21 protein-coding genes, 1 tRNA gene and 3 pseudogenes are annotated in these 25,192 nt (G+C 64.3%); 15 read left to right on the top strand and 10 right to left on the bottom strand.

What is annotated here, in order from left to right:
• From AC04SF_RS16160 to AC04SF_RS16140, 5 genes are all read left to right on the top strand, one after another.
• A complete protein-coding gene (locus tag AC04SF_RS16160; protein ID WP_488478653.1) occupies positions 1–753 on the top strand; it encodes an SDR family NAD(P)-dependent oxidoreductase in 753 nt (250 codons plus the stop codon).
• A 230-nt stretch (positions 754–983) separates the two neighbouring features.
• Positions 984–2,333, top strand: a complete 1,350-nt coding sequence (locus AC04SF_RS16155; RefSeq protein ID WP_488478652.1) for a glucoamylase family protein — start codon at positions 984–986, stop codon at positions 2,331–2,333.
• Positions 2,323–3,852 (top strand): mercuric reductase, encoded by a 1,530-nt coding sequence (locus AC04SF_RS16150; RefSeq protein ID WP_488478651.1) that lies wholly within the window; start codon positions 2,323–2,325, stop codon positions 3,850–3,852. The genes AC04SF_RS16155 and AC04SF_RS16150 overlap by 11 nt, the downstream gene beginning before the upstream one ends.
• A 375-nt stretch (positions 3,853–4,227) precedes the next feature.
• On the top strand, positions 4,228–5,244 hold the full coding sequence (locus AC04SF_RS16145; RefSeq protein WP_488478650.1) for a glycosyltransferase family 4 protein: 1,017 nt from the start codon (positions 4,228–4,230) through the stop codon (positions 5,242–5,244).
• Complete coding sequence (locus tag AC04SF_RS16140; RefSeq protein ID WP_488478649.1) at positions 5,241–6,815, top strand: glycosyltransferase; 1,575 nt, start codon at positions 5,241–5,243, stop codon at positions 6,813–6,815. The genes AC04SF_RS16145 and AC04SF_RS16140 overlap by 4 nt, the downstream gene beginning before the upstream one ends.
• On the opposite strand, the gene AC04SF_RS16135 is transcribed toward AC04SF_RS16140, so the two are convergent.
• The 3 genes from AC04SF_RS16135 to AC04SF_RS16125 form a co-directional block, all read right to left on the bottom strand.
• A complete protein-coding gene (locus tag AC04SF_RS16135) occupies positions 6,798–7,796 on the bottom strand; it encodes a hypothetical protein (protein ID WP_488478648.1) in 999 nt (332 codons plus the stop codon). The two genes, AC04SF_RS16140 and AC04SF_RS16135, sit on opposite strands and share 18 nt — an antisense overlap.
• Positions 7,797–7,879: 83 nt before the next feature.
• Positions 7,880–8,455: a DUF1349 domain-containing protein gene (locus AC04SF_RS16130; RefSeq protein ID WP_488478647.1), complete on the bottom strand. Its 576-nt coding sequence runs from the start codon at positions 8,453–8,455 to the stop codon at positions 7,880–7,882.
• 50 nt (positions 8,456–8,505) lie between these two features.
• Positions 8,506–9,945 (bottom strand): aldehyde dehydrogenase family protein, encoded by a 1,440-nt coding sequence (locus tag AC04SF_RS16125; protein WP_488478646.1) that lies wholly within the window; start codon positions 9,943–9,945, stop codon positions 8,506–8,508.
• Positions 9,946–10,220: 275 nt separating this feature from the next.
• Here AC04SF_RS16125 and AC04SF_RS16120 point away from each other — a divergent pair, with 275 nt between their 5' ends.
• The 6 genes from AC04SF_RS16120 to AC04SF_RS16095 all read left to right on the top strand — a co-directional run bounded on the left by AC04SF_RS16120 (position 10,221) and on the right by AC04SF_RS16095 (position 18,730).
• Positions 10,221–10,880: a TetR/AcrR family transcriptional regulator gene (locus AC04SF_RS16120; protein WP_488478645.1), complete on the top strand. Its 660-nt coding sequence runs from the start codon at positions 10,221–10,223 to the stop codon at positions 10,878–10,880.
• 418 nt (positions 10,881–11,298) lie between these two features.
• Positions 11,299–13,710, top strand: coding sequence for a GcvT family protein (locus AC04SF_RS16115; protein ID WP_488478644.1), 2,412 nt, complete (start codon positions 11,299–11,301; stop codon positions 13,708–13,710).
• Between the two features lie 81 nt (positions 13,711–13,791).
• Positions 13,792–15,045 carry a sarcosine oxidase subunit beta family protein gene (locus AC04SF_RS16110; protein WP_488478643.1) on the top strand — a complete coding sequence of 418 codons (1,254 nt, stop codon included), beginning with the start codon at positions 13,792–13,794 and terminating at the stop codon, positions 15,043–15,045.
• Positions 15,046–15,055: 10 nt separating this feature from the next.
• A complete protein-coding gene (locus AC04SF_RS16105; RefSeq protein ID WP_488478642.1) occupies positions 15,056–15,322 on the top strand; it encodes a sarcosine oxidase subunit delta family protein in 267 nt (88 codons plus the stop codon).
• Positions 15,319–18,204: a sarcosine oxidase subunit alpha family protein gene (locus AC04SF_RS16100; protein WP_488478641.1), complete on the top strand. Its 2,886-nt coding sequence runs from the start codon at positions 15,319–15,321 to the stop codon at positions 18,202–18,204. Before AC04SF_RS16105 ends, AC04SF_RS16100 begins: the two co-directional genes overlap by 4 nt.
• Positions 18,197–18,730, top strand: coding sequence for a hypothetical protein (locus tag AC04SF_RS16095; RefSeq protein WP_488478640.1), 534 nt, complete (start codon positions 18,197–18,199; stop codon positions 18,728–18,730). Before AC04SF_RS16100 ends, AC04SF_RS16095 begins: the two co-directional genes overlap by 8 nt.
• A gap of 16 nt (positions 18,731–18,746) precedes the next feature.
• Here AC04SF_RS16095 and AC04SF_RS16090 read toward each other — a convergent pair whose 3' ends face one another.
• The 4 genes and pseudogenes from AC04SF_RS16090 to AC04SF_RS16075 form a co-directional block, all read right to left on the bottom strand.
• A complete protein-coding gene (locus tag AC04SF_RS16090) occupies positions 18,747–19,232 on the bottom strand; it encodes a hypothetical protein (protein ID WP_488478639.1) in 486 nt (161 codons plus the stop codon).
• Positions 19,233–19,331: 99 nt separating this feature from the next.
• Positions 19,332–19,892 (bottom strand): FMN reductase, encoded by a 561-nt coding sequence (gene msuE / locus AC04SF_RS16085; protein ID WP_488478638.1) that lies wholly within the window; start codon positions 19,890–19,892, stop codon positions 19,332–19,334.
• A gap of 63 nt (positions 19,893–19,955) precedes the next feature.
• Positions 19,956–20,225, bottom strand: a pseudogene (locus AC04SF_RS16080) (SfnB family sulfur acquisition oxidoreductase); the annotation flags it as partial.
• Positions 20,158–20,478: pseudogene (locus AC04SF_RS16075) on the bottom strand (LLM class flavin-dependent oxidoreductase); the annotation flags it as partial. The pseudogenes AC04SF_RS16080 and AC04SF_RS16075, both read right to left, overlap by 68 nt.
• 302 nt (positions 20,479–20,780) lie before the next feature.
• On the opposite strand from AC04SF_RS16075, the gene AC04SF_RS16070 reads away from it, so the two are divergent.
• Positions 20,781–21,455 (top strand): GntR family transcriptional regulator, encoded by a 675-nt coding sequence (locus AC04SF_RS16070; RefSeq protein ID WP_488478637.1) that lies wholly within the window; start codon positions 20,781–20,783, stop codon positions 21,453–21,455.
• Between the two features lie 10 nt (positions 21,456–21,465).
• On the opposite strand, the gene AC04SF_RS16065 is transcribed toward AC04SF_RS16070, so the two are convergent.
• The 3 genes from AC04SF_RS16065 to AC04SF_RS16055 all read right to left on the bottom strand — a co-directional run bounded on the left by AC04SF_RS16065 (position 21,466) and on the right by AC04SF_RS16055 (position 22,556).
• Positions 21,466–21,933, bottom strand: coding sequence for a 4'-phosphopantetheinyl transferase superfamily protein (locus AC04SF_RS16065; RefSeq protein ID WP_488478636.1), 468 nt, complete (start codon positions 21,931–21,933; stop codon positions 21,466–21,468).
• Positions 21,922–21,997: transfer RNA gene (locus AC04SF_RS16060), tRNA-Ala, on the bottom strand. The genes AC04SF_RS16065 and AC04SF_RS16060 overlap by 12 nt, the downstream gene beginning before the upstream one ends.
• 172 nt (positions 21,998–22,169) lie before the next feature.
• Positions 22,170–22,556, bottom strand: a complete 387-nt coding sequence (locus AC04SF_RS16055; RefSeq protein ID WP_095200844.1) for a TIGR02300 family protein — start codon at positions 22,554–22,556, stop codon at positions 22,170–22,172.
• A gap of 206 nt (positions 22,557–22,762) precedes the next feature.
• Between AC04SF_RS16055 and aroA the strand changes: the two genes are divergently transcribed.
• From aroA to cmk, 3 genes and pseudogenes are all read left to right on the top strand, one after another.
• The gene (gene aroA, locus AC04SF_RS16050; RefSeq protein WP_488478635.1) at positions 22,763–24,121 is read left to right on the top strand and encodes a 3-phosphoshikimate 1-carboxyvinyltransferase; all 1,359 of its coding nucleotides are present in this window, start codon (positions 22,763–22,765) and stop codon (positions 24,119–24,121) included.
• A pseudogene (locus AC04SF_RS16045) lies at positions 24,118–24,399 on the top strand (DUF6881 domain-containing protein); the annotation flags it as partial. The gene aroA and the pseudogene AC04SF_RS16045, both read left to right, overlap by 4 nt.
• Positions 24,400–24,426: 27 nt before the next feature.
• A complete protein-coding gene (gene cmk, locus AC04SF_RS16040; RefSeq protein WP_488478922.1) occupies positions 24,427–25,077 on the top strand; it encodes a (d)CMP kinase in 651 nt (216 codons plus the stop codon).
• Positions 25,078–25,192 lie beyond the last annotated feature (115 nt).

Here is a 25,192-nt window from a genome sequence, read left to right as displayed (position 1 = left end):
ATGCCGATGAACTTCGCGGGACGCTTCGCCAGCCGATCGGCGGTCATCACCGGCGGGGCCTCGGGTATCGGCCTGGCGGTTGCGCAAAGGATCGTCGAGGAAGGCGGGCGCGTCAGCGTCTGGGATCGCGATCCGGCCCAGATCGAACAGGCGAAGGCTGTCATCCCTGGCCTGCACGGTGTTGCCATTGACGTCGCCGACGCCGCCGGCGTTCAAGGCGCCGCCGTACGAACGATTGAAGCGCTTGGCGGTGTCGACATCCTGGTCACAAGCGCTGCGATCACCGGACCGAACATGACGACGTGGGCCTATTCGGTCGAGGATTGGCAAAAGGTCATCGACATCAACATCAACGGCGTCTTCTACTGCAACAAGGCGCTGGTGCCGCATATGCTCGAGCGCAACTATGGCCGCATCGTCAACATCGCCTCGATCGCCGGCAAGGAAGGCAACCCCAACGCCTCCGCCTACAGCACGTCCAAGGCCGCGGTGATCGGCCTGACCAAGTCGCTCGGCAAGGAACTGGCCAAGACCAAGGTGACGGTGAACTGCGTGACGCCGGCGGCCGTGCGCACCGCGATCTTCAAGCAGATGAGCCAGGAGCACATCGACTTCATGCTGTCCAAGATTCCGATGGCGCGCTTTGGCGAGGTCGAAGAAGTGGCGGCGTTGATCTGCTGGATCGTCTCGGAGGAATGCTCGTTCACCACGGCCGCCGTCTTCGACGTTTCCGGTGGCCGCGCCACGTATTGACCCGGACCGGAACATCCCCACATTGGCCCGCGCAACTACAATTCCACGTGACGAGGCAGCGATCGGAACTGGACAGACGTATAGTTGCTGACGTCTGAATGGGCGGTGACACAACAGGGTTTGCGGGAGAGCCATGACACGACGAGACAGTTTGGCGATGACCCATGGCCGCCGTACCGGCGCCGCGCGATCGACAGGGGCCGCCACCATCAGGCTGGAGATTGCATCGCTTGCCTGAAGCAGATCCTGCAGCGCTGTCCGATGACGAGCTTCTGGACCGCTACCAGCGCGCGGCCTTCGGCTATTTCCTGGAAAATGTGAACCCCGACAACGGGCTGGTCGCCGATACGTCGCGGCCGAACTCGCCGGCCAGCATCGCCGTCGTCGGTTTTGCCCTGTCCTGCTATCCGATCGGCGTCGAGCGCGGCTGGATGACGCGCGCGGCGGCGAAGGAGCTTACGCTTGCGGCGTTGCGTTTCTTCTCGGCCAGCCCGCAAGGCAGTGGTGACGAGGTCACCGGCCACAAGGGTTTCTACTACCATTTCCTCGACATGCGCACCGGCCTGCGCGTCTGGCGCTGCGAGCTGTCGATGGTGGACACCGCCTTGCTGTTGGCCGGGATGCTGGTGGCCGGCGCCTATTTCTCCGGCGATAATGAACAGGAAGCCGAAATCCGCCAACTGGCCGAAGCGATCTACCGGCGCATCGACTGGCGCTGGGCGCAAGGCAAAAGCCCCACCTTGCGGCAAGGCTGGAAGCCGAAGAGCGGTTTCCTCCACTATGGCTGGGAAGGCTACAACGAGGCGACCATCCTCTACGTATTGTCGATGGCTTCACCCGACAGCCCGACCTCCAACGACAGTTACGAGGCTTGGACGGCGACCTACCAGTGGGAAAACATCTACGGCCATGACGTGCTCTATGGCGGGCCGTTGTTCATGCACCAGTTCTCGCATGCCTGGATCGATTTCGCCGGGATCCGCGATGCGTTCATGCGCGAGAAGAACTCGGATTATTTCGAGAACAGCCGCCGTTCGACCTATCTGCACCGCGACTATGCCCGCCACAACCCCTATGGCTTTGACGGCTATGGTGAAAACCTTTGGGGGCTTTCGGCGGGAGACGGGCCGGGCGGCTTCCGCGCCAGTGTCGAGCGACGGCGGCACCGGTTTTCCGGCTATGCGGCGCGTGGCGCACCGTTCGGGCCGGATGACGGGACGATCGCGCCATGGTCCTATCCGGCGTCGCTGCCCTTCGCGCCCGACATCTGCCTGGCCGCCTTGCGCCATCTCGGCGAGCGCTACCCCGAGGTGATCGACAATTTCCGCCTGCCGAGCGGCTTCAATCCGACCTTGGCCAACCGGCGAAAATTCGGCCGCAACGGCTGGGTGTCGGAGGGCCATTACGGGCTGGACCAGGGCATCGTGGTGATGATGATCGAGAACCACCGCTCGCGGCTGATCTGGGAGCTGATGGGCTCCAATCCCCACATCCGCCGCGGCCTGGGCAAGGCGGGCTTCACCGGCGGCTGGCTGGCACAGCCTTCAGGCTCCGCATCAGGGGCCTATGATGTCGCGTGAACGGACAAAGGCCGCCGCTTTCCCTGTCGACCGCAACGACGTCGACCTGATCCGGGCCGCGCATCCGCCGCATTGGAAGAACCCGACCCCCGACGGCCAGTACAATCTCGTCGTCATCGGCGCCGGACCGGCCGGACTGACCGCGGCGCGTGACGCCGCAAGCCTTGGCGCCAAAGTCGCGCTGATCGAGCGTGGCCTGATCGGCGGTGCTTGCGCCAATGTCGGCGGCGTCCCGTCGAAGGCAATCATCCGCACGGCCAGGCTCTATGCCGACATGCGCGATGCCGAGAATTTCGGCGGCGACACGCCGACGCGTCTTCCTGTCGACTTCGAGCGGGCCATGACGCGGATGCGGCAGATCCGGCAGCGGCTCAGCCGCGCCGATTCGGCCGCGGTGATCGCTTCGGAAGGCATCGACCTCTATTTCGGTGAAGCGCGCTTTGGCGGACCCGACACGGTTGATGTCGCCGGCAAGACGCTGCATTTCAAAAAGGCCCTGGTCGCGACCGGCGCGCATCCGAGCGGGCCGGCGATCCCCGGACTTGCCGAGGCCGGCTATCTCGACAATGAAAGCATGTTCAACCTCACGCAACGTCCTGAGCGGCTGCTGGTCATCGGCGGCGGTCCGCTTGGCTGCGAGACGGCGCAGGCCTTCTGCCTGCTCGGGTCGAAGGTCATCCTGGCACAGAGCGATCCGATGTTCCTGCCCGGCGAGGAACGTGACGCCGCGCAGATCCTTTCGGACGCGCTGGCACGCGAAGGGATCGAGGTGCGCCTGAACACCGAAGTGGTGGCGGTGCGCAGGGAAGGCGGCAAGAAGCTCGCCGACCTTTTGCGGGACGGCGACACGACGACGATCTCCGTCGACGAGATCATCACCGGCGTCGGCCGTTCGCCCAATGTCAGGGGTCTCGGCCTGGAAGAGGCTGGGGTGGCGTATGATGCCAACGGCATCAAGGTGGACGATCACCTGAGAACCACAAATCCGCACATCTACGCGGCGGGCGATGTGTGCCTGGAGTACAAGTTCACCCATACCGCCGAAGCGACGGCACGCATCGTCGTGCGCAATGCCCTGTTTCGCGGCCGCGAAAGGCTCAGCGACCTCGTCGTTCCCTGGTGCACCTATACCGATCCGGAGATCGCCCATGTCGGGCTCTATCCGATCGAGGCGCGGCGGAACGGCATCCCGGTCAAGACCTATACGGTGCTGATGCATGATGTCGCCCGCGCCGTGATGGACGGCGAGGAGGAAGGGTTCGTCAAGATCCATGTCCGGGAGGGATCCGACCGCATCCTGGGGGCGACGGTCGTCGCCGCCCATGCCGGCGAGATGATCAATGCGGTGACGCTCGCCATAAGGTCGGGCATGGGATTGCATGCCCTGGCCGATGTCATCCATCCCTTTCCGACGCAGGCACAAGGCATCAAGATGGCGGGAGACGCCTACAGGCGAACCCGGTTCACCTCCTTGCGCAGGCGTCTGGCGGCGCGCTGGCTGGCCTGGTCGAGGCGATGAGCCTGGCTGCGCGCCGAGGACTCGAAGCGACAGTATTCAAAAGATACAGTGCTTGACGAAAGCCTTGTTCAGCTAAACAAGGTGGCGCTGATGCTTGTGATCACGGAATCGTACTGAATGCCATCTGAATTGGGCCCCCTGCCTGGCGCAAAGCCCCAGCCATCCGCATTGAACGGCACAGGCGCGCAACCGGCTGTCGGCAAGTCTGAGCGGGCGGCCCAGAGGCGCACGCTGATCGTGTCGCACGACCCGGGCTTTCCACCGGCTTCAGGTTCGGATCTGAGAAACTACCGCAACGCCGAAGCGGCCGCCAGGTTCGGACCGGTCTGCCTGGTTTCGGTCAAGCCGAACAAAGTAAAGAATGCGCCTGATCCATTGATCCGGGTCGAGGCCCTGTCGATCGAAGGGGAGCCCCGCACGGCCTCGATCGGTTGGTGGCGCTCAAGGTTAGAGAATCGCATACCGCGTTCCGCGCTGCCGCGGCTTGAGGCGCTCGCCCGTGAATTCCGCCCCGACAACATCATTGTCGAGGGCGTCGGCCTGTTCAAGCTGCTGCGGCCCCTGCGGCCGCTGGCGGCGCAGCTCATTCTCGACATGCACAATGTCGAGTCCGACCTGGCCGGACAGATCAGGCGCCTGAGCGCCAGGCGAAGCGCAGCAGCATTCGGCGTCCGGTACCTTGAAAGAAAAGCGCTGTCCCTTGTCGACAGGGTGTGGGTTTGTTCGAACCTGGATCGCCAGAAGCTGATGACGCTTTCCCGGCACGAGATCCCGGTCGACGTTGTTCCGAACGGAATTCCGCAAGCCGGGGATGGTCTCGGGCGCCTGCCTGCCGAACCGTCGACCGGCAACGGCTTTCCGGTGATCGTGTTCATCGGCCATCTCGCCTATCCGCCAAACGTCGATGCTGCCCAGCGCCTGGCCAGTTTCATACTGCCCCGTATCCGAAACGCCCTGCCGGGTGCCAGGCTCGTCCTGGCTGGACGCACCCCAAAACCGGAGGTGCAGGCATTGGCCAGATTGCCTGGCGTGGAGCTCATCGAAGATCCCGCGGATGTGGCGCCGCTGTTGTCCAGCGCGCATCTCACCATTGTCCCGCTGACGGCGGGCGGCGGCACACGCATCAAGATCCTTGAAGCCATGGCCGCGGGCGTGCCGGTGGTCGCCACGCCGATCGCGGCCGAGGGCCTGGACCTGATCGAAAACGACGAGGTGCTGCTGTCTCAATCCGACGAAACGCTTGCCGAGATGGCGATCGGACTCTGTCTCGATCCCGAACGCAGGGCGCGGCAACGCCTTCGCGCGCATCAGGCGGTATGGGCAAGGTTCGGCCCGCAAGCGATCCGCGACGCCGTTCGCGACGGGCTTGGACCAAACGGCGCTACCGGATGATTCCGGCAATCCTGCACCAGACCTGGAAGGGCGACACCATTCCCGCGCGCTTCCAGCCATATGCCGACAGCTGGAAGCGGCACAATCCGCACTGGACGGTGATGTTCTGGAGCGACCGGATGCTGCTCGAATTCGTGGCCGAGCACTACCCTGATTTCCTGCCGATGTTCTGCGGCTACACGATGGGCGTGCAGCGCTCGGACGCGGCCCGCTACATGCTGCTGCACCATTTTGGCGGGGTCTATGCCGACATCGACTGCGAATGCGTCGCAGCCTTCGATCCGATCATGGACGAAACCCGGATCGTGCTGTGCAAGGAGCCGGCGTCGCATGCGGCCGTCCAGGCGGATTTCCGGGGCCTGCCCTATCTTCTGTTCAACGGAACAATCGCGAGCCCGCCCGGGCATCCCTTCTGGATGCATCTGTTGTCCATGATGCCCGGGCTCGCCAGCGCCAAGGACGTGCTCGACGCAACCGGCCCTTGCCTTTTGACCTCCGCGCAGCGCGGTTATAGCGATCAAGAAGCCTTCGCCCTTCACCCTTCCGGCCTGTTCACGCCGGTGACCTCCGCCGGGAGCATGGAGCGCGAGGGCAGCGACGATACGGCAGCACTGTCGATCCATCACTGGGCCGGCACATGGTGGATCCCCGAACCGCCGCCGAAATGGACGACCAGGCTGCGCAACCGCGCCTATGGGCTTTGGTACCACATGACGCGCGGGGCGTATCTGGATGAGGCCGTGGCGAGAGCCGGCGTCGACAAGGTTGTTCTGGCCGCGCCGCCGCCTTCGGGTCAAAACATCGCTGTTCTGGTGCCGCTTCGCGACGCCGCCGACCTCATCCAACCCTTTCTCGATGCGCTGGACGGGCTCGACTACCCCAAGGACAGGATCAAGCTGGTGTTCTGCGAAGGCGACAGCCTGGATGGCAGCTGGGAACGGCTGCGGGCCGCGACGGCGGGACTGGCCGGCAAATATCGCGACATTGTGCTTCTGCAAAGACATATCGGCACCAGGCTCGATAGGGCAAGACGGGCCAAGCCGAGGATGCAACGCGTCAGGCGCGGCGCGATTGCCACGGTACGAAATCACCTGATCGATCACGGGCTGAACGAAGACGACGACTGGGCGCTGTGGATCGATATCGACGTCTGGCGCTTTCCCGGCGATGTGCTGAACCGGCTGATCGCCACGCGGCATCGCATCGCGGTGCCCAACTGCGTGAAGATCGCCGGCGGCGACAGCTTCGACCTCAACAGCTTCGTTATCCGACGGCAGACCAGGGATTATCGCTACTACCGCGAGATACGCGGCGGCCTGCACCAGCCTCCCAAGCAGACACCGTACCGGTACCACCTGAGCGATGTCAGGCATCTCGACATCATCGGCCTCGATGCGGTCGGCGGAACCATGCTTCTGGTCGATGCCGCTCTGCATCGCGGCGGCCTTCGCTTCCCCGAAATTCCCTACCGCGACCTGATCGAGACCGAGGCCTTTGGGGTGCTCGCCAACGATCTCGGCATCCGGCCGGTCGGCCTGCCGAAGCTGGAGATCCTACACGTCCCCTGGTGAAGCGGCAGCTTGCCGAAGTTCCAGCCTGAGGGGCTCCAGATAGGCCTGTGGCCGCAGACGCCGCCACAAATAGTCCCGCTCCGCCAGATGCGCGACCTTGCCGATCCAGCGCTGTGGCGCTTGTGGATCCCTGACCTCGTGCCAATCCTCGACGATGATGACAGGCAGGCCCTGGTAGAGAGGGTCGAGCGGCGAGGTCTTGGTCACCACGATGCAGCCGAGATAGAGCAGCTCCCATGTGCGGTGGCAATCGAGGCCGTTTCCCGTGGTCGAAAGCACGAGCGGATATTGCGCATACAGCTGCCAGATGCCGCGCTGCGAAACGCGTCTCTTCAGGAAGTCGACATGCGGGCATCCGTCCAGCGCATCAAGCAGCTCCCGACGCTGGCTGGAGCCCCTGCTGACGCTGAAATCGCAGAATATCCTGGGCTGACGGTGATCCGCATTGCCTTGCCGGTCGCGCAGGGTTTGCAGCTGCCGCACCAGACCGGCAGGCGTTGCAAGGGAGCGCGGCGTATGGAGATCCAGCCCGATCGGGAACGGCTTGATCCTGGGGTGACCACCGTCGCTGTTCTGGCTGTACCAGGACACCAGATAGGGGTTGGCGAGAAGCCGTTCGACAGTGTCCTTCGCCAAGTCCGACGGGACCGAGGCATCGCCGTCGGTCGTCAGCAGGATGAAGGGGGCCTTGATCGTCGGCAAGGCAACCCTGGCGAACGTATCGAGGTCGCAGTTTCGCCGCTCCCTGGCCAATGTGCTCAGCCGAACCCAGATGATGCCATGCGCGCCACTATAGTGGTCGCGGAAAAAGGCCTCGCTCTGCGTCGATTCGGTCGGCGCGTTGCGATACCAATCGGGTCCGGCGAAGTCGCAGAAGTGAGCGATGCCTTGCGACCACAGCACGGAAGGAACGCCGAGGAATCTCAGCGCCCCGGAACGGACCGCCCTTTTGAGTTTTGCCCGCCAACGCGACATGCCCATCGGCAACGCTTAGCCCAGACGCCGTCGCGGCCGCAATGACCTGCGGCGCGCGCAGGCCACGCAAGCCCGGTCCCGGCCGGACGTCAGTCGTGGAGTTCCCGTGGAATCGGCGGGCCGACCGAAAATCCGGAGAATGTGACCTCGAAACCTTCGCGCTGCGGCGAACAGCACATCATGCCGACGGCGACCGTCTTCGAGACCGGGAAATAGGCGAGCCGCACCGGTTTCCACTGGCCGTCCGAAGCATCGAGATACTGGACGCGGATCGCCTCGCCATGACGGGTCAGGCGGATCTTCACGCCGTTCGGATCGGCATGAATTGCCACCAGTGACCAGTCCGACGTGTCGTTGGTGACGACGACGGAGAAATAGGCGAGGCCGTCCGTGTATTCGATGCCGGCCTTGATCCAATGCGTTTCGCTGAGCCGGACCATCAGCCCGGCCTGGTCGTAAAGCACCCTGTAATCACCCCTGACGGTGACTTCGGCGGTGAAATCGCCCTCGACCGGCCGATGCAGGAAATGGCCGTTGTCGCGCCAGAAACCGTAGAAGGTCTCGCGCCAGAAATCGGTCTCCTTGCCGGTGCGAACGCGCACCGCATCGCCTGATATGGCGTGATGCGGCGGCGGGTTGAGCCAGGTCAGGTCCTGTAACGTCATTGCCTCGGTTCCGTGGTGAAGGTTCGCCGGCCCGATAAGCCGGCGCCCGATCAGCCTGCGAATGTATAGGCGGTCTTCACCGTGGTGTAGAACTCCATGGCATAGCGCCCCTGTTCGCGCGGGCCGTAGCTCGAGCCCTTGCGGCCGCCGAAGGGAACATGGAAATCGACGCCTGCCGTCGGCAGGTTGACCATCACCATGCCGGCCTCCGAATTGCGCTTGAAGTGCGTGGCATGCTTGAGGCTCGTGGTGCAGATGCCCGAGGTGAGCCCGAAGGGCGTGTCGTTGGCGACTGTAAGCGCCTCGTCGTAGTCCTTGACGCGGATGACGCTGGCGACAGGTCCGAAAATCTCCTCGCGCGAGGAGCGCATGACGTTGGTGGCTTCGGTCAGCAGGGCCGGGCTGAGATAGAAGCCGGGCGTCTTGCGATCGAGCCGTTCGCCGCCGAAGGCGAGCGTGGCGCCTTCCCTGACGCCGATGGCGATGTAATCCTCGTCCTGCTTCAGCTGGGTCGCGTCGACGACCGGGCCGATCTGGGTCTGCGCATCGAGTGCATCGCCGATCACCAGCTTGCCCATCCGCTCCTTCAGCGCGTCGACGAAACGGTCATGGATGCCTTCGGTCACGATCAGCCTGGACGAGGCGGTGCAGCGCTGGCCGGTCGAGAAGAAGGCGCCGTTGAGCGCGCAGTCGACGGCGACCGCGAGATCGGCGTCGTCAAGCACGACCAGCGGGTTCTTGCCGCCCATTTCGAGCTGGAACTTGCGCATGTGCTCGACACTTGCCGCCGCGACGCGTTTTCCCGTGCCGACCGAGCCGGTGAAGGTGATGGCATTGACATCGGGGCTGTCGAGCATCGCCTGGCCGACCACCGAGCCCTTGCCCATAACGAGGTTGAGCACGCCCTTGGGCAGGCCGGCGCGATGCAGGATGTCGACGATCGACCAGGCGCTCTCCGGAACCAGCTCGGCCGGCTTGAAGACGATGGTGTTGCCATGGGCGAGCGCCGGCGCGATCTTCCAGGCCGGAATGGCGATGGGGAAATTCCATGGCGTGATGATGCCGACCACGCCGACCGCTTCGCGTGTGATCTCGACGCCGACACCCGGCCGCACGCTTGGCACCATCTCTCCCACCAGCCGCAATGTTTCGCCGGCAAAGAAATCGAATATCTGGGCGGCACGAATGGTCTCGCCAATGCCCTCGGCCAGCGTCTTGCCTTCTTCGCGCGCCAGATTGCGGCCGATCTCGTCCTTGCGCGCCATGATCTCGTCGGACGCCTTCTTCAGCACCGCGTGGCGCGCCAGCGGACCGGAGCGCGACCATGCCGGAAACGCCGCCTTGGCCGCCGCGATGGCCTGCTTGGCCTGTTCGACACCCGCCGAGGCATATTCGCCGACGACATCGCCGGTATCCGAGGGGTTGATGTTGCGGGAGCCGGCATCGCCAACCCATTCACCATCGATGAGGTTCTTTCGAAACTGCGCCATGTCCTGGTCTTTCCTGCTGGTTGGCCGCGCGGCGGCATCTGTCTGAACTGGTATTTGCCAGACAAATGCCTTGCGGGAAAGCACGCACTGGCCGAACGGCCGCGACAAAAATCCCCAGGCTTGCCATTACGCCAAAACGTGCGGCGGCGATGGCGCCCATCGATAGCTGGCCCGGCTAATGTCCGCGAGACGTTCTCCAAGCCCAAACGAATTGCCCTGTACAGACATGTCCATAGCCTTGATTTGCCCGATCCGGCGTGTCATGCGTCGTGTTGATGGCAGCAATCGAAACGACGATCCAGCGCGCCGGCGCCACCGGCAACATCAAGGCCACGCGTGAAGACTGGCTGAAGCTGGCGCTTGAAACACTGATCTCGGATGGTGTCGAACGCGTCCGCGTGCTGACGCTTGGCCAGCAGCTCGATGTCTCGCGCTCCAGCTTCTACTGGTATTTCAAGAGCCGGCAGGATCTGCTCGACCAGTTGCTGGACTATTGGCGGCAGACCAACACAAAATTCATCGTCGAGCGCGCCAACCGGCCTTCCGCGACCGTCATCCGCGGCGTGATGAGCATTTTCGAATGCTGGGTCGACGAGAAACTGTTCGATCCACGGCTGGATTTCGCCATCAGGGCCTGGGCCCGCCGTTCGCCCGCCATCCGGCGCGCGCTCGATGAGGCCGACGAAGAACGCGTCAATGCCATACGCGACATGTTCAAGCGCCATGGCTATGAGGACGAAGATGCGTTCGTGCGGGCCCGCGTGCTCTATTTCATGCAGATCGGCTACTACTCGCTCGAGCTCAACGAGCCGATGAGCACCCGCCTGGCCCAGGTCGCCTCCTATCTGCGCAGCTTCACCGGCCAGGAACCTCCGGCAGAGGATGTCGAGGATTTTGCGCGCTACGTCGAGAAGACGCTTTCCGGCAAACGGTAGACGCCAGGCATGGGCCGCCTCGGCCTGATAATCCCGCCCGACGCCATGCGAGATTGGCCGAAGCCTCCCCCACGTCGTCATCCCTGTGCGAAGCGGACGCGAAGCGCCGTCGCGGAGACCCTGGTATCCATTCCGTGACCTTCAACAAGCACTGCAGCGGAGCGGGAATTCTGCACCGTGGCGACGCTTCCGAGTCCCGGCATGGATCCTGGGGTCTGCGCGGCGTCGCTGCGCTCCTTGCTACGCCCCAGGATGACGAAGCGATGGGTGCTCCTGCTTCATCTTCGTCTCTCAACGCAGACACATCCGACCCGTAAAAACCCCCTTGGTGACCATGCAATCTGCTCCCCGCAATGTACTAGACACATGTGTACAACGCCATTAAGGTGCGCGTCATCACCTGATGGAGTGCGGCAGGATGAAATCCCAATACAGGGCGATCGTTATCGGCGGCGGCGTGGTTGGGGCCTCGGTGCTCTATCACCTGGCGAAATTCGGCTGGAGCGATGTCGCGCTGATCGAACGCGAGGTGCTGACCGCTGGGTCGAGCTGGCACGCGGCCGGCGGCTTCCACGCCTTGAACGCCGACCCCAACATCGCCGCGCTGCAGGCCTACACGATCGACCTTCTGTCGGAGGTCGAGACAGAATCGGGCCAGAATATCGGCATGCACATGACCGGCGGCATCTCGGTCGCGTCGGCGCCGGAGCGCTGGGAATGGCTCAAGGCCTCCTACCGCATTTTTCAGACCATGGGCATAGACGATGTCCATCTGGTCGGCGTCGACGAGATCAAGCAGCGCTGCCCGATCCTCAACACCGACGGCATGCTGGGCGGCCTCTATGCCGCGCGCGAAGGTCATATCGACCCCTCGGGCGTCGTCCATGCCTATGCCAAGGCGGCAAGGAAGCGCGGCGCGGAGATCATCGAGCACAACCGTGTGTTGGAGCTCAACCGGCGTGCCGACGGCAGCTGGGACGTGGTCACCGAGAGAGGCACGGTTATTGCCGAGCACGTCGTCAATGCCGGCGGCCTGTGGGCCAAGCAGGTCGGCCGGATGGCCGGCATCGACCTGCCCGTTTCGCCGATGGAGCATCATTACCTCGTCACCGAGGCGCTGCCCGAGATCCAGGCGCTCGACCGGGAATTGCCGCTGGTCGTCGACCTCGAAGGTTTCACCTATATGCGCCAAGAGCAGAAGGGCCTGCTGCTCGGCATCTACGAGATCAACCACAAGCACTGGAATATGGACGGCGCGCCGTGGAACTACGGCATCGAGCTTATCCAGGAGGACACCGACCGCATCGCCAACGAGCTGGCGCTTGGCTTCAGCCGTTACCCCTGCCTGGAGACCGCCGGCATCAAGCGCTGGGTGAACGGCGCCTTCACCTTCTCGCCCGACGGCAATCCGCTGGTCGGCCCGGTGCGCGGCGTCCCCAACTACTGGGTGGCCTGCGGCGTCATGGCCGGCTTCCTGCAAGGCGGTGGCGTCGGCAAGTCGCTGGCTGAATGGATGATCCATGGCGAGCCGGAAGCGGACGTCTACGGCATGGACATCGCCCGTTACGGCGACTTCGCCTCAAACCGCGAATACATCAAGCAGACGACCGGGCAGTTCTATTCGCGCCGCTTCGTCATGAGCTACCCCAACGAACAGCTGCCGGCGGGAAGGCCCTTGCAGACGGCCGGCGCCCATGACGCCATGGATGCCGCAGGCGCGCGCTGGGGCAATTCCTGGGGCATGGAAGTGCCGCTCTATTTCGCCCCGAAGGGCTTCGTCGAAACGCCGACGCTGAAGCGCTCCAACGCCTTCGACATCGTCGCCCGGGAATGCCGCAAGGTGCGCGAAGGCGTCGGCCTGCTCGATATCACCGCCTTCTCGCGCTACGAGGTCAGCGGACCGCAAGCGGAAGCCTGGCTCGACCGGCTGCTCGCCTGTGCGCTGCCAAAGCCCGGCCGCGCGAAACTCGCGCCGATGCTGGGCGAGAACGGCAAGCTCAAGGGCGACCTCACCGTCTTCAACTGGGGCGACGGCTCCTGGTGGATCATGGGGTCCTATTATCTGCGGCAATGGCATATGCGCTGGTTCGAACAGCATCTCGCCGACGGTGTCAGTGTGCGCGACATTTCGGACGCGGTCGTCGGCTTTTCGCTCGCCGGCCCCAATGCGCGCCGCCTGCTCGAACGGCTGACGCACCAGGATGTCTCGCACCAAGCCTTCGGCTTTCTCGCCTGCAAGACGCTCGATGTCGGCCTGGTACGGGCCAAGGTCGGGCGGCTCTCTGTCATCGGCGAACTCGGCTACGAGATCCATTGCGGCGCCAATGAGCATGCCGGGCTGCGCCGCGCGCTGCTTTCGGCAGGCAGCGACCTCGGCATCACCGAATACGGCTTTGGCGCGGTCAATTCGCTGCGGCTCGAAAAGAGTTTCGGCATCTGGTCGCGCGAGTTCACGCAAGACTATACGCCTGATGAAACCGGCATGGATCGCTGGATCGCGTTCGACAAGGGCGACTTCATCGGACGCGATGCGGCGCTGAAAAAGCAGCAGGCCGGCGCCAGGCGCACGCTGGTGACGCTCGAAATCGACGCAGCGGATGCCGATGCCAGCGGCTACGAGCCGGTCTGGAGCAGAGGCAAGCTTGCCGGCTTCGTCACCTCGGGCGGTTATGGCCATACGGTCGCCAAGAGCCTTGCCATGGCGCTTGTCGAGCGCGATGCGGCCGGAATCGATACCGAGTTGACAACCCATATCGTCGGCGTCGAAAGAAGTGCGCGCGTCATCGCTTCGTCGCCCTACGATCCGCCGGGCAAGGCGATGCGGGCATGACCGAACGAACCGCTGCCATCCTGCGGAAGACCCTGCCATGATCCAAGCCCCTTGCCCGAAATCAGGCCTGTCCGGCACACCATGACCAGACGCTATTCCGCCCTGTCGCTGTTCAAGGAGGGCCTGGCCGGCCAGACCGGCTGGAAGCAGGCCTGGCGCTCGCCCGAGCCGAAGCCGTCCTATGACGCGATCATCATCGGCGGCGGCGGCCATGGGTTGGCGACGGCCTATTACCTGGCCAAGAACCACGGCATTAGCCGCGTTGCGGTGCTCGAAAAAGGTTGGATCGGCGGCGGCAACACCGGCCGCAACACCACCGTCGTGCGCTCGAACTACTATTATCCGCAAAGCGTCGAGCTCTATGGGCTGGCGCACCGGCTCTATGAAGGCCTGTCGAAGGATTTGAACTACAACGTCATGCTGTCGCAGCGCGGCATGGTCAATCTCTGCCACTCGACGGCCGAGATGGAGATCGGCGCGCGCACCGTCAACGCCATGCAGATCAACGGCATCGATGCCGAATTGTTTTCTCCAGACGATGTGCGCCGCGTGGCGCCGATCTACAATTTCTCCCCGGATGCGCGTTTCCCCGTGTTCGGCGGCATCTGGCAAGGCAGGGCCGGAACGGCGCGCCATGACGCGGTCGCCTGGGGTTACGCGCGGGCGGCGAGCCGGCTCGGCGTCGACATCATCCAGAATTGCGAGATCACCGATTTCATCGTCGAAGGCGGCCGCTGCCGCGGCGTGCAGACGACGCGCGGCGCGATCCGCGCCGAGCGCATCGGCATGGCGGTGGCCGGGCATTCCTCGGTGCTGGCCGCGAAGGCCGGCTTCCGGCTGCCGATCAATTCCTATGCGCTGCAGGCCTGCGTTTCCGAGCCGGTCAAGCCGATCCTCGATACGGTGGTGCTGTCGCCCGGCTGCGGCGTCTATGTCAGCCAGTCGGACAAGGGCGAGATCGTCATCGGCGGCGGGCTCGACCGCATCCCCTCCTATGCGCAGCGCGGCAATCTGCCGACGCTGGAAACCGTGATCGCCGGCGTTCTGGAGATGTTTCCGATCTTTGGTCAGCTCAAGCTGATGCGGCAATGGGCCGGCATTGTCGACGTCGTACCGGATTCCTCGCCGATCATAGGTCCCTCGCCGCTGCCCAATCTGTTCCTCAATTGCGGCTGGGGCACGGGCGGCTTCAAGGCCATTCCCGCCGGCGGCACGCTGCTGGCAAACCTGCTGGCGACCGGCAAACACAACGACATCAGCCGCCCCTTCGATCTGGATCGCTTCGCCAGTGGGCGGCTGATCGACGAAGCGGCCGGCTCCGGCATCGCGCACTAGAGGTTTCTTGATGCAGCTCTTCCCTTGCCCGTTCTGCGGTCAGCGCGACGAGACCGAATTCCACTATGGCGGCGATGCCGGCAATGCCAGGCCCGACGGCGCCGAGGTGCCGATCGAGCGCTGGGCCGGATATCTCTACCTGCGCGGCAATCCGAAGGGCGCGGCGCGCGAGATCTGGGTGCATATGAACTGCGGCGAGTTCTTCGTCATGGAACGCGACACCGTCACGCACAACGTGCTGTCGTCGACAGCGCTTGGCGGGGAGCATGCGGCGTGACCGCCTCGCGTCTCGCCACAGGCGGCAGCGCCATCGACCGCTCGCGGCCGATCCGCTTCAGCTTCGATGGCGCCACCGTGCAAGGCTTTGCCGGCGACACCATCGCCTCCGCGCTGCTGGCCAATGATGTCGCGGTGGTCGGCCGCAGCTTCAAATATCACCGGCCGCGCGGCATCTGGGGCGCCGGCGTCGAAGAGCCGAACGCGCTGGTCGATGTCGGCGGCCCGCAGGCGACGCCGAACACGCGGGCCACGACCGAGCCGGCACGCGACGGGCTGGTGGCGAAAAGCGTCAACGCGACGCCGAGCGCGCTGACCGATCGCAACGCCTTCCTCGACCGTTTCTCGCGCTTCATTCCGGCGGCGTTCTACTACAAGACCTTCATGTGGCCGGACTGGCACATGTTCGAGCCGCGCATCCGCGCCATGGCCGGGCTGGGCAAGGTCGATACGGAATGGACCGCGCCGGGTACGGCGCACCAGGTCAACCATCATTGCGATGTGCTGGTGGTGGGTGCGGGGCCGGCCGGACTGGCGGCGGCCAGGCTGGCGGCCGGCGCTGGTCTATCCGTCGTGCTGGTCGACGACCAGCGGAAGCCGGGCGGATCGCTCGGCCATCGTGCCGGCGAGATCGACGGCAAGCCGGCGGCGATTTGGGTCGAGGAGACGGTTGCAGAACTTACCGCCGGCGGTCACCTCATCCTGCCTGCGACCACCGCCTTCGGCATCTACGACCACAATCTGGTCGGGCTGAACCAGCGTCATTTCGATGGCCGGCGCGACACGCTGTGGCGGGTCCGGCCGCGCCAGATCGTGCTGGCGACCGGCGCCATCGAGCGGCCGCTGCCCTTCGCCAATAACGACCTGCCGGGCATCCTGTCGGCGGATGCGGCGCTCGCCTATCTCAGGCGCCATGCGGTGCTGGTCGGCCGCCGCGTCGTCGTCGCGACCAACAATGACAGTGCCTACGAGGTCGCAGGAGCACTCGCCGAAGCTGGATCCGACATCACGCTGGTCGACATCAGGCTTGACGGCATGCCCGACGCGCCAACCAAGGTGCGGCTGGTCAAAGGGCGGGCGCTTGCCGCCGCCAAGGGCAGGCTGCGCGTCGAGGGCGTGACGTTGGATGACGGCACCAGGCTCGATGCCGACTGCGTGCTGGTCTCGGGCGGCTGGACGCCGACCATTCATCTCTTCGGCCAGGCCAAGGGCAAGCTTGCCTGGAGCGAGGCACGTGCCGCCTTCCTGCCGGGCGATCCGGTCGATGGCATTTCCGTGGCCGGCGCCGCCGCCGGCGCGGTTTCCTTGTCCGAGGTGTTCGCTACTTCGGAGAAGGCTGTTGCCTCGCTCGGCAAAACGAAAGCCGCAGTGCCGCGCAGCACGGGGCCGGAGGCGACGGGCGGCATAACGGCCGCATGGCCGGTGCCCGGCTCGAAAGGGCGCATCTGGATCGACTATCAGAACGACGTGACGGTGAAGGACGTCGAACTGGCGGCGCGCGAAAACTTCGTCTCGGTCGAGCATCTCAAGCGCTACACCACGCTCGGCATGGCGACCGACCAGGGCAAGACTTCCAACCTGCCTGGCCTGGCGCTGATGGCCGGGATTACCGGACGCACGGTGCCGGAGGTCGGCACCACCACCTATCGCCCGCCGTTCACACCAGTGCCGCTGGCAAGCTTTGCCGGCGCGCGCGTTGGCGAGTTGATGGCGCCGGTGCGGCGACTGCCGCTGGAGAATGTGCATCGCGACAGCGGCGCGGTCTTCCAGGAATATGGCGGCTGGCTGCGGCCGGCTCATTATGGTGGCCGCGACGCCGATGCGGATCGCGCCATCCAGGACGAGGCGTTGCGCGCGCGCCGGTCGGTCGCGCTGTTCGACGGGTCGACGCTGGGCAAGATCGAGGTGATCGGACCGCAGGCGGCCGCATTCGTCGATTTCCTCTACTACAACACCATGTCGACGCTGAAGCCCGGCCGCTGCCGCTATGGCTTCATGTTGTCGGAGAACGGCGTGGTCTTCGATGATGGCGTTCTGGTGCGGCTCGACGAGCATCGCTTCGTCGTCTCGTGCTCGTCCTCGCATGTTGCCGCGGTGCACGCCCGGCTGGAAGAATGGCGCCAGGACCGTTTTGGCCGCGACGCCGTCTATATCCACAACGCAACGGCAGAAATGGCGACGCTGACCGTCTCCGGGCCGAATGCCCGAAAACTGCTCGAGACGCTCGATCTCGGCCTCTCGCTCGACGATGCAGACCTGCCACACATGGCGATCGGTCACGGCAACTATGGCGGTGACGAGGTCCGCATCGCCCGCGTCAGCTTCACCGGCGACAGGAGCTATGAGATCTCGATACGCGCCGATCGCGCCGAGCCGCTTTGGGCGCATCTGCGCCAAGCCGGTCAGGGGTTCGATGCCGTCACCATCGGTCTCGAAGCGCTGATGATCCTGCGCGCCGAGAAAGGCTTCATCGTCATCGGCAAGGACACCGACGGCACCACGCTGCCGCACGACCTCGGTTCTGAAGGACCTCGCGCCAAACGCCAGAGCGAATATGTCGGCCGCCGCTCGCTGTTTACCGAGGAGGCCTCGCGAAACAACCGCCTGCAGTTTGTCGGATTGACGGTGCCGGGGGGCGAAGCCCCCTTGCCGACCGGCACGCATGGCATCCGACGCGTCGACGGCAGGCTGCGCAGCCAGGGCTTTGTCACCTCGAGCTACCAGAGCCCGACGCTTGGCCGGCCGGTGGCGCTTGGCCTGATCGAGCGTGGTGCTTCACGCCATGGCGAGACGATCGAAATCCAGCACCTCGGCAAGGTCAGCATGGCGACGATTGCCGCGCCTTGCGCCTTCGACCCTGCAGGAGATCGGCTGCATGCGTGATCTCGCGGAGAAATGGTCCGTCGCGCCGGACTGGCGAACCGCCACGATCGAAGTGCCGGGGCTCAAAATAGGCGCCGTTACCGGGCTGCACCAACGCCTAGTCAGTGGCGATCTTCCCGCGTGGGCCGAGGCTTCCGGCTTCGACGGACCGGCCGTCGGGGCATTCGGCCTGGCGGAAGGCATACGCTATTCGGTGCGCCTGGCACGCGACCGCCTGCTTGCCGTGTCCACCACACCCATCGGCATGGCCACCGGGTGGTCCCCCGAGGGGTTCGCCGTGACGGAGATCAGCGCCGGGCTGCAGGTGTTCGAGGTCGAAGGCCCAGCGCTTGAAACCGTCATCGCACGCGGGACGACGCTTGATCCCAGGCAGCCAAGCGCCAGCGCGGCACTTTCCTTCGCCGGCATCGGCGCCATCGTCTATCACCATGAAGGCAAGCTGCGCATCCATGTTGATCGCGGTCTTGCAGCCTATCTCTGGACTTGGATAGAGCAGGCTGCCGGCCACATCGCGGCCGGCAACTAACCAGCCGGGATCACGCTCAGAGTGTGAACGACCAGAACAGGCAGGCGAGCGTCGCGGCGGCGAAGATCACGAAGAACAGGCTGCGCAACAGCACGTTGCGGCGCAATTCGTTCATGACGAAGTGGCAGCCGACGACCGCCACGGCGAACAGGAACCGCCAGTTCAGCAATGCGAGCATTGCGCTGCCCTGACCGAAGGCCCATCGGGCGAGCAGGCCGCCGACGATGGTGGCGAACAGCACGATCACCGCCCAGAAGATCGCGTCGGCGCAATGGGTCAGCACGATGCTGGCCGCCCTGATCGGCAGGATCATCATCAACAGGGCGCTGAAGAAAAAGACGGCGGCCAGCGGAATGAAGGTTCCGGCATCGGCGATGCCGTCGAGACGTCTGACGCCGATCGCGCCATAGGGATAGCCGTGGCGCGCCACCGCAAGGCTCAGCGCCATGAGCAAAGCGGTCAAGACGGCGACGAGTGCGAAGGTCGTGAGGGCTTTGCTCATGGTGTTCCTGTCCCGGACGAATCAGACAGGAACTTTGTAACGGGCGGCCGTAAATTGCACGTAAGCGAGGGTACCGCCCGTGCGGATTTCGATCGGCGGCTATTCGGCGGCGACCCTGCCTGCCGAGCGGTTGGCCAGCACGAAACCGACTTCGTCCACCGCCTGCGCCGCGCGCTTCAGGATCGCCTCGGAGCGCAGCACGCCCTCGGTGAAATCCTTGTCGGTGACGTAGACAGCGGTCGGCAAGGCAAAGGCCTCGAAGAAACCGAACAACGGCCGCAGCTGATGCTCGACGATCAGAGCGTGGCGTTCGCCGCCGCCGGTGGCCGTCAGCACGATGGGCTTGCCCCGCAACGCCGAGGGATCGATGAGGTCGAAGAAGTGCTTGAACAGGCCGGTATAGCTGCCCTTGTAGGTCGGTGAGCCGACCACCAGCACGTCAGCCGCGAGGATCTGCGCCAGGATCGGCTGCGCCTGGCTGTCGAGGTCGCGCGCCCACCGTGCCGTGCCCAGCGACGGGCCGACATCCTCGATGTCGTAGGTGACAGCCGACAGGCCATGGCGCGCGGCGATATCCCTGGTGACGAACTCGACGAAGGCGCGCGTTTTTGACGGCCGGGTGATGTTGCCGGAAAAGCCGACAACTGTGGGGTTTGACATGGCAGTGGGCCTCTTGGATGTCGAAGTTTGAAGTGGCGGGCTATCAGGCCCGCCGACGGGAAATCAGCTCCAGGCGTGCAGCGGCGGATTCTCGCCGTTGAGGAAATACTTGCCGAGGATCGCGTACTTCCAGCGTACCGGATCGTGCAGCGTGTGGGTGCGGCCATTGCGCCAGTGCCTGTCGAGATTGTGCTCGGCCAGCGTCGAGCGCGTGCCGGCCAGTTCGAACAGCTTGTTTGTCGCGGCGATGGCAATTTCGATCGACAGTATCTTCGTCTCTGCGGTGACGATCTGCGCATGCGCCACCGTCTCGGCGGTGGGCTCGGCCAGCGCCTTCCAGCGGATCGCCGCCGGTGACGACATTGATCAGCAGGCGGCCACCGGAAATGCGGTCGAGCGTCGCCGTCATGCGCGCCGCCAGCGTCGGCGATTGCAGGCCGGGCCGTACGGCGACCAGGAAACGCAGCCGCTCGGTCAGCGGCACCAGCGCCGAGGCGATTACCCAGGAATCCTCGCACGACCGGCCGGTCGGCAGCAGCACGCCGTAATAGCCCAGCGTGGCGGCGGCCTTTGCCACTTCCCGCAAGCGGGTGGCGATGGCGGACTGTGCGTGACGGAGTTGATAGCGGGTGCAGTGGGGCGGGCATGGCGGAGTCCTGTCCGGGAAAACCAGATCGCCCGCACTTTGCTTATTCTATAAACTCTGTAGAGTTAGTTTATTCCAAATCCTGCGGTGAAATTGGAAATTCTCTCCGCTCGCTCGAATCCGAGCCTGAATGCTGTCATGCCTGCCTTGGTGACAAGGCGCACCGATCGACGCGTTGAGTGCATTTCATCCGACATCCCACTATAACTTGATCATTCTGGTGACCGAAGCGCGGATTTGCCATGGACCTGGACCCTTCGACACTCAATCGGGCGTTTCCACTACGCGATCAGATCTACCACAAGATCCGCAATCTGATTGTCATCGGACAGATGAAGCCGGGGGAAGTCATCAACGAGGTGGCCATCGCCGAAGCCCTTGGTGTCTCGCGCACACCGGTGCGCGAAGCGGTCAAGCGCATCAGTGACGAGGGCCTCGTCACCATCCTGGCGCAGACCGGCACCTATGTCGCGCCGATCAATCGTGTCGACCTGGAAGAAGCCTATGTCATCCGCCGTGCCCTGGAGATGGAGAGCGCCAGGCGCGCGGCCGCCAAATTCACGCCGTCGGCCGGCGAACTTCTGGAGGACAATATGGCGGCGCACCGGCTCGCAATAGCGCGCGGCAGATATGCCACTGCGATCCAGCTCGACGACGTCTTCCACCGCAGCATCGCCGAAATCTGCGGCCTGCCGAAAATCTGGCGCGCCGTCGACATCTCCAAGGCGCAGATGGATCGGGGCCGCTACCTCGTCATCCCGAAGCCCGGCTATGGCGAACAGACGATTGAGCAGCACGGGGCCATTCTCGACGCGCTGAAGCGCCACGACGCCGAAGGCGCCGCGCAGGCGATGGAGCACCACATCGAAACGTCGTTCCGCAACACGCTCGAAGTCGCCGCCGAGCTGCTCGGCTGAAGCGATACGATCAGACATGCAAAGGCGGATTGATGGCCCGTGTCCGCCTCGGCACGATCTCAAGTTCGCCATCGGGCATGGCGGCAGCGATGCCGACAATGTGTGTCAGACGCAGGCTGCGGAATGCCCAACGCGAGGCATCGTCATCGATCTCGTCGCCGAAATGGGCAATGGGCGGAGAGACCTCCAGGTCCAGTTCAAGCTTCTTCACCGGCAAGGAGAGGCCCACGCCGCGCGCTTTCACATAGGCTTCCTTGAGCGTCCACGGCGTGAAAAAGAAATCCTGTCTCGCCTGCCCGCCCATGGTCTCGAAGCGCGCGCGTTCCCTTGGTGAAAGGACCGCCGGGGCCAGTTCGGTGAGACCGACATCACCGAGGCCTGGGCTGCCACTGGCGGCGTTTCTTCGAGGATTTGTCGCAGGGCAGGCCCACCGACGCTTGTCGTTGGCAGACCCGAAGAGACTGTTTGGTGGAGCCAATCGGAATCGAACCGACGACCTCTTGAATGCCATTCAAGCGCTCTCCCAACTGAGCTATGGCCCCACTCCCGGCAGTCAGCCGGCGCCGTTTCCGGCGAAGAGATCAGCGCGGGTTGGAACACCGCGCCGTACGTGCAGGCGGCTTCTAACCCCGCCTTTCCAAGATATCAAGCCTTGAATATCGGCTTTTTGTTCACAGGCCGAGAAAGCCTGCAAACGCTGGCGTCCGGGGTCGATCAGACCTCGTCGTCGTCGTCGCCGACGCCGATCATGTCGGCAACGTCGTCGTCTTCTTCTTCTTCATCGGCAAGGAAAGTGTCATCCTCCTCGTCGCCGAGGTCAACGTCCTCGTCATCGCCGAGATCCGGCAGGTCGTCACCCTTGACGTCCTCGTCGGCCTCTTCGAGCGAGACGACTTCAACGCCCTCTTCGTCCTCGGCGTCCACTTCCTTCTCGGCCACTTCCTCTTCCTCCTCGAGGGCGGCGATCTTGCCTTCCTCGAAATAGGAACGCGGATAGGTCTTGCCGGTGTAGGGCGAGACGATCGGGTCCTTGTTCAGGTCGTAGAATTTTCGACCCGTCTCGGGGTCGATACGCTTTGTGCCAAGTTCGGTTTTTGCCACGGCAAGCCTCGTGAATAAAAGAGTGGTCCCCTTAACCACTGTTTGCGGCGCTGTCAAAGCCAAAAGCCGGCGTCACAAAACCAAGTCCTGAAAGGCCTCGCGCCAAGTGACGACCATGGGGATGACCATTTCGCCCCGCCGTGATACGAGACCGCCGCAACAAATGAAAAGCGCCGGCCCGCCGGCATTCCGTCCAGGGAAATTCCATGTCTCACGCCGCCGCTGCCAAGCCGGCCACCGCCCGCAAATCTCAAGCCCTTTCCGGCACCGCCCGCGTGCCGGGCGACAAGTCGATCTCGCATCGCTCCTTCATGTTCGGCGGTCTCGCCTCCGGCGAAACCCGCATCACCGGCCTGCTCGAGGGCGAGGATGTGATGCGCACGGGCGCGGCCATGAAAGCGATGGGCGCGCATATCGAAAAGCGCGGCACTGAGTGGGTCATCCGCGGCACCGGCAACGGTGCGCTGCTGCAGCCGGAAGGGCCGCTCGACTTTGGCAATGCCGGCACCGGCTCGCGGCTGACCATGGGCCTTGTCGGCACCTATGACATGGAAACCACCTTCATCGGCGACGCCTCGCTGTCCGGTCGGCCGATGGGCCGCGTGCTCGAGCCGCTGCGCCAGATGGGCGTACAGGTGCTGAAGGCGACGCCCGGCGACCGCATGCCGATCACGCTGCATGGCCCCAAGCACGCCGCCCCGATAACCTACCGCGTGCCGATGGCCTCGGCGCAGGTGAAGTCGGCGGTGCTGCTCGCCGGCCTCAACACGCCAGGCATCACCACCGTCATCGAGCCTGTGATGACGCGCGACCATACCGAAAAGATGCTCAAGGGTTTTGGCGCCAATCTGTCGGTCGAGACCGACGAGCGCGGCGTGCGCCATATCTTCATCGAGGGCCAGGGCAAGCTGACCGGACAGACGATCGCCGTGCCGGGCGACCCGTCCTCGGCCGGCTTCCCGCTGGTGGCCGCGCTGATCGTGCCGGGTTCGGACATCGTCATCGAGAACGTGCTGATGAACCCGACCCGTACCGGGCTTTTGCTGACGCTGCAGGAGATGGGCGGCCAGATCGACGTTTTGAACCCGCGTAATGCCGGCGGCGAGGATGTCGCCGATCTGCGCGTCCGTTATTCCGAGCTCAAGGGCGTCATCGTGCCGCCCGAGCGGGCCCCGTCGATGATCGACGAGTACCCGGTGCTGGCCGTCGCCGCGAGCTTCGCCGAAGGCGAAACGCTGATGCAGGGGCTGGAAGAATTGCGGGTGAAGGAATCCGACCGGCTGTCGGCCGTCGCCAACGGGCTGAAGCTCAACGGCGTCGACTGCACCGAAGGCGAGGCGTCGCTTGCGGTGCGCGGCAGGCCGGGCGGCAAGGGGCTGGGCAGGCATCCCAATGGTCTGGACACCACCGTGAAGACGCATCTCGACCACCGCATCGCCATGAGTTTTCTGGTGATGGGGCTGGCGACGGAAAAGCCGGTGACCATCGACGACGCCAACATGATCGCGACGAGCTTTCCGGAGTTCATGGGGCTGATGAAGGGGCTGGGCGCGGAGATCGAGTGAGATACGTTTACGTCCATTGGAAACATGACATACCGGAGGAGCCGTCCCACCTCTGGTATGAAGTCGCGGACGACAGTTTCCAGAACCGGACCATAGAATTCTATACCGATGGATCCGTTGGTTTCGCCATTCGCGGCAACGCCATTGATGGATCGGAGGATATCGAAGTCGGGGGAACAAGAAACTCTACCGAGGGCTTCCCTGATCTCGAAGAGATAATCGCAGACAGCCAGTTCGAGGCTTCCGAGGTCACAGCGGCGGATTTCGAACATCAATGGAGCAAAGCGCTTGAAGCGAGACCCCGCATGAGCTCGCATATCACCATCGCCATCGACGGCCCCGCCGGCGCCGGCAAAGGCACGCTTGCCCGCCGGCTCGCCGACCACTACCGGCTGAACCTGCTCGACACCGGCCTCACCTATCGTGCGGTGGCCTATGCGCTGATCCAGCACGCGTTGCCGCTCGACAATGTCTCGGCCGCCGAAACCGCAGCTCGCCAGGTCGACCTGGCCAAGCTCGACCGGGCGGTGCTGTCGGCGCACGCCGTCGGCGAGGCGGCCTCGAAGGTCGCGGTGTTTCCGACCGTGCGGCGCATTCTCGTCGAAAAACAGCGCGACTTCGCCAAGACGCCGCCGGGCGCGGTGCTGGACGGGCGCGACATCGGCACCGTCGTATGCCCCGATGCCGACATCAAACTCTATGTGACGGCAAGCGCGGAGGTGCGCGCCAGGCGCCGGCTAGCCGAGATCGAGAGCATTGGCGGCACAGCCAATTTCGCCGAAATCCTCGCCGATATCGTGCGCCGCGACGAGCGCGACATGGGCCGTGCCGACTCGCCCTTGAAGCCGGCCACCGACGCGCACTTGCTTGATACCAGCGAAATGGCTATAGAAGCCGCGTTTCTCGCGGCCATGGCGGTCATCGACGACGCGCTGGCCAGGAGAAACAAGGCCTGATCCGGGTTTTCTCCCGTGTTTCCGTTGCCGGAAGCGCAGAAAATACCCATATCGGGCACGAACCAGCCTGCCAGCATTCTTCATGCGCCGGAATTGCCGCTTAAAAGCGGCCCAG

The sequence above is a fragment of the Mesorhizobium sp. CNPSo 4671 genome, from assembly GCF_057784245.1.
The sequence above is the reverse complement of the archived record's forward strand: the minus strand, read 5'-3'. Positions and strand labels throughout refer to the sequence as shown.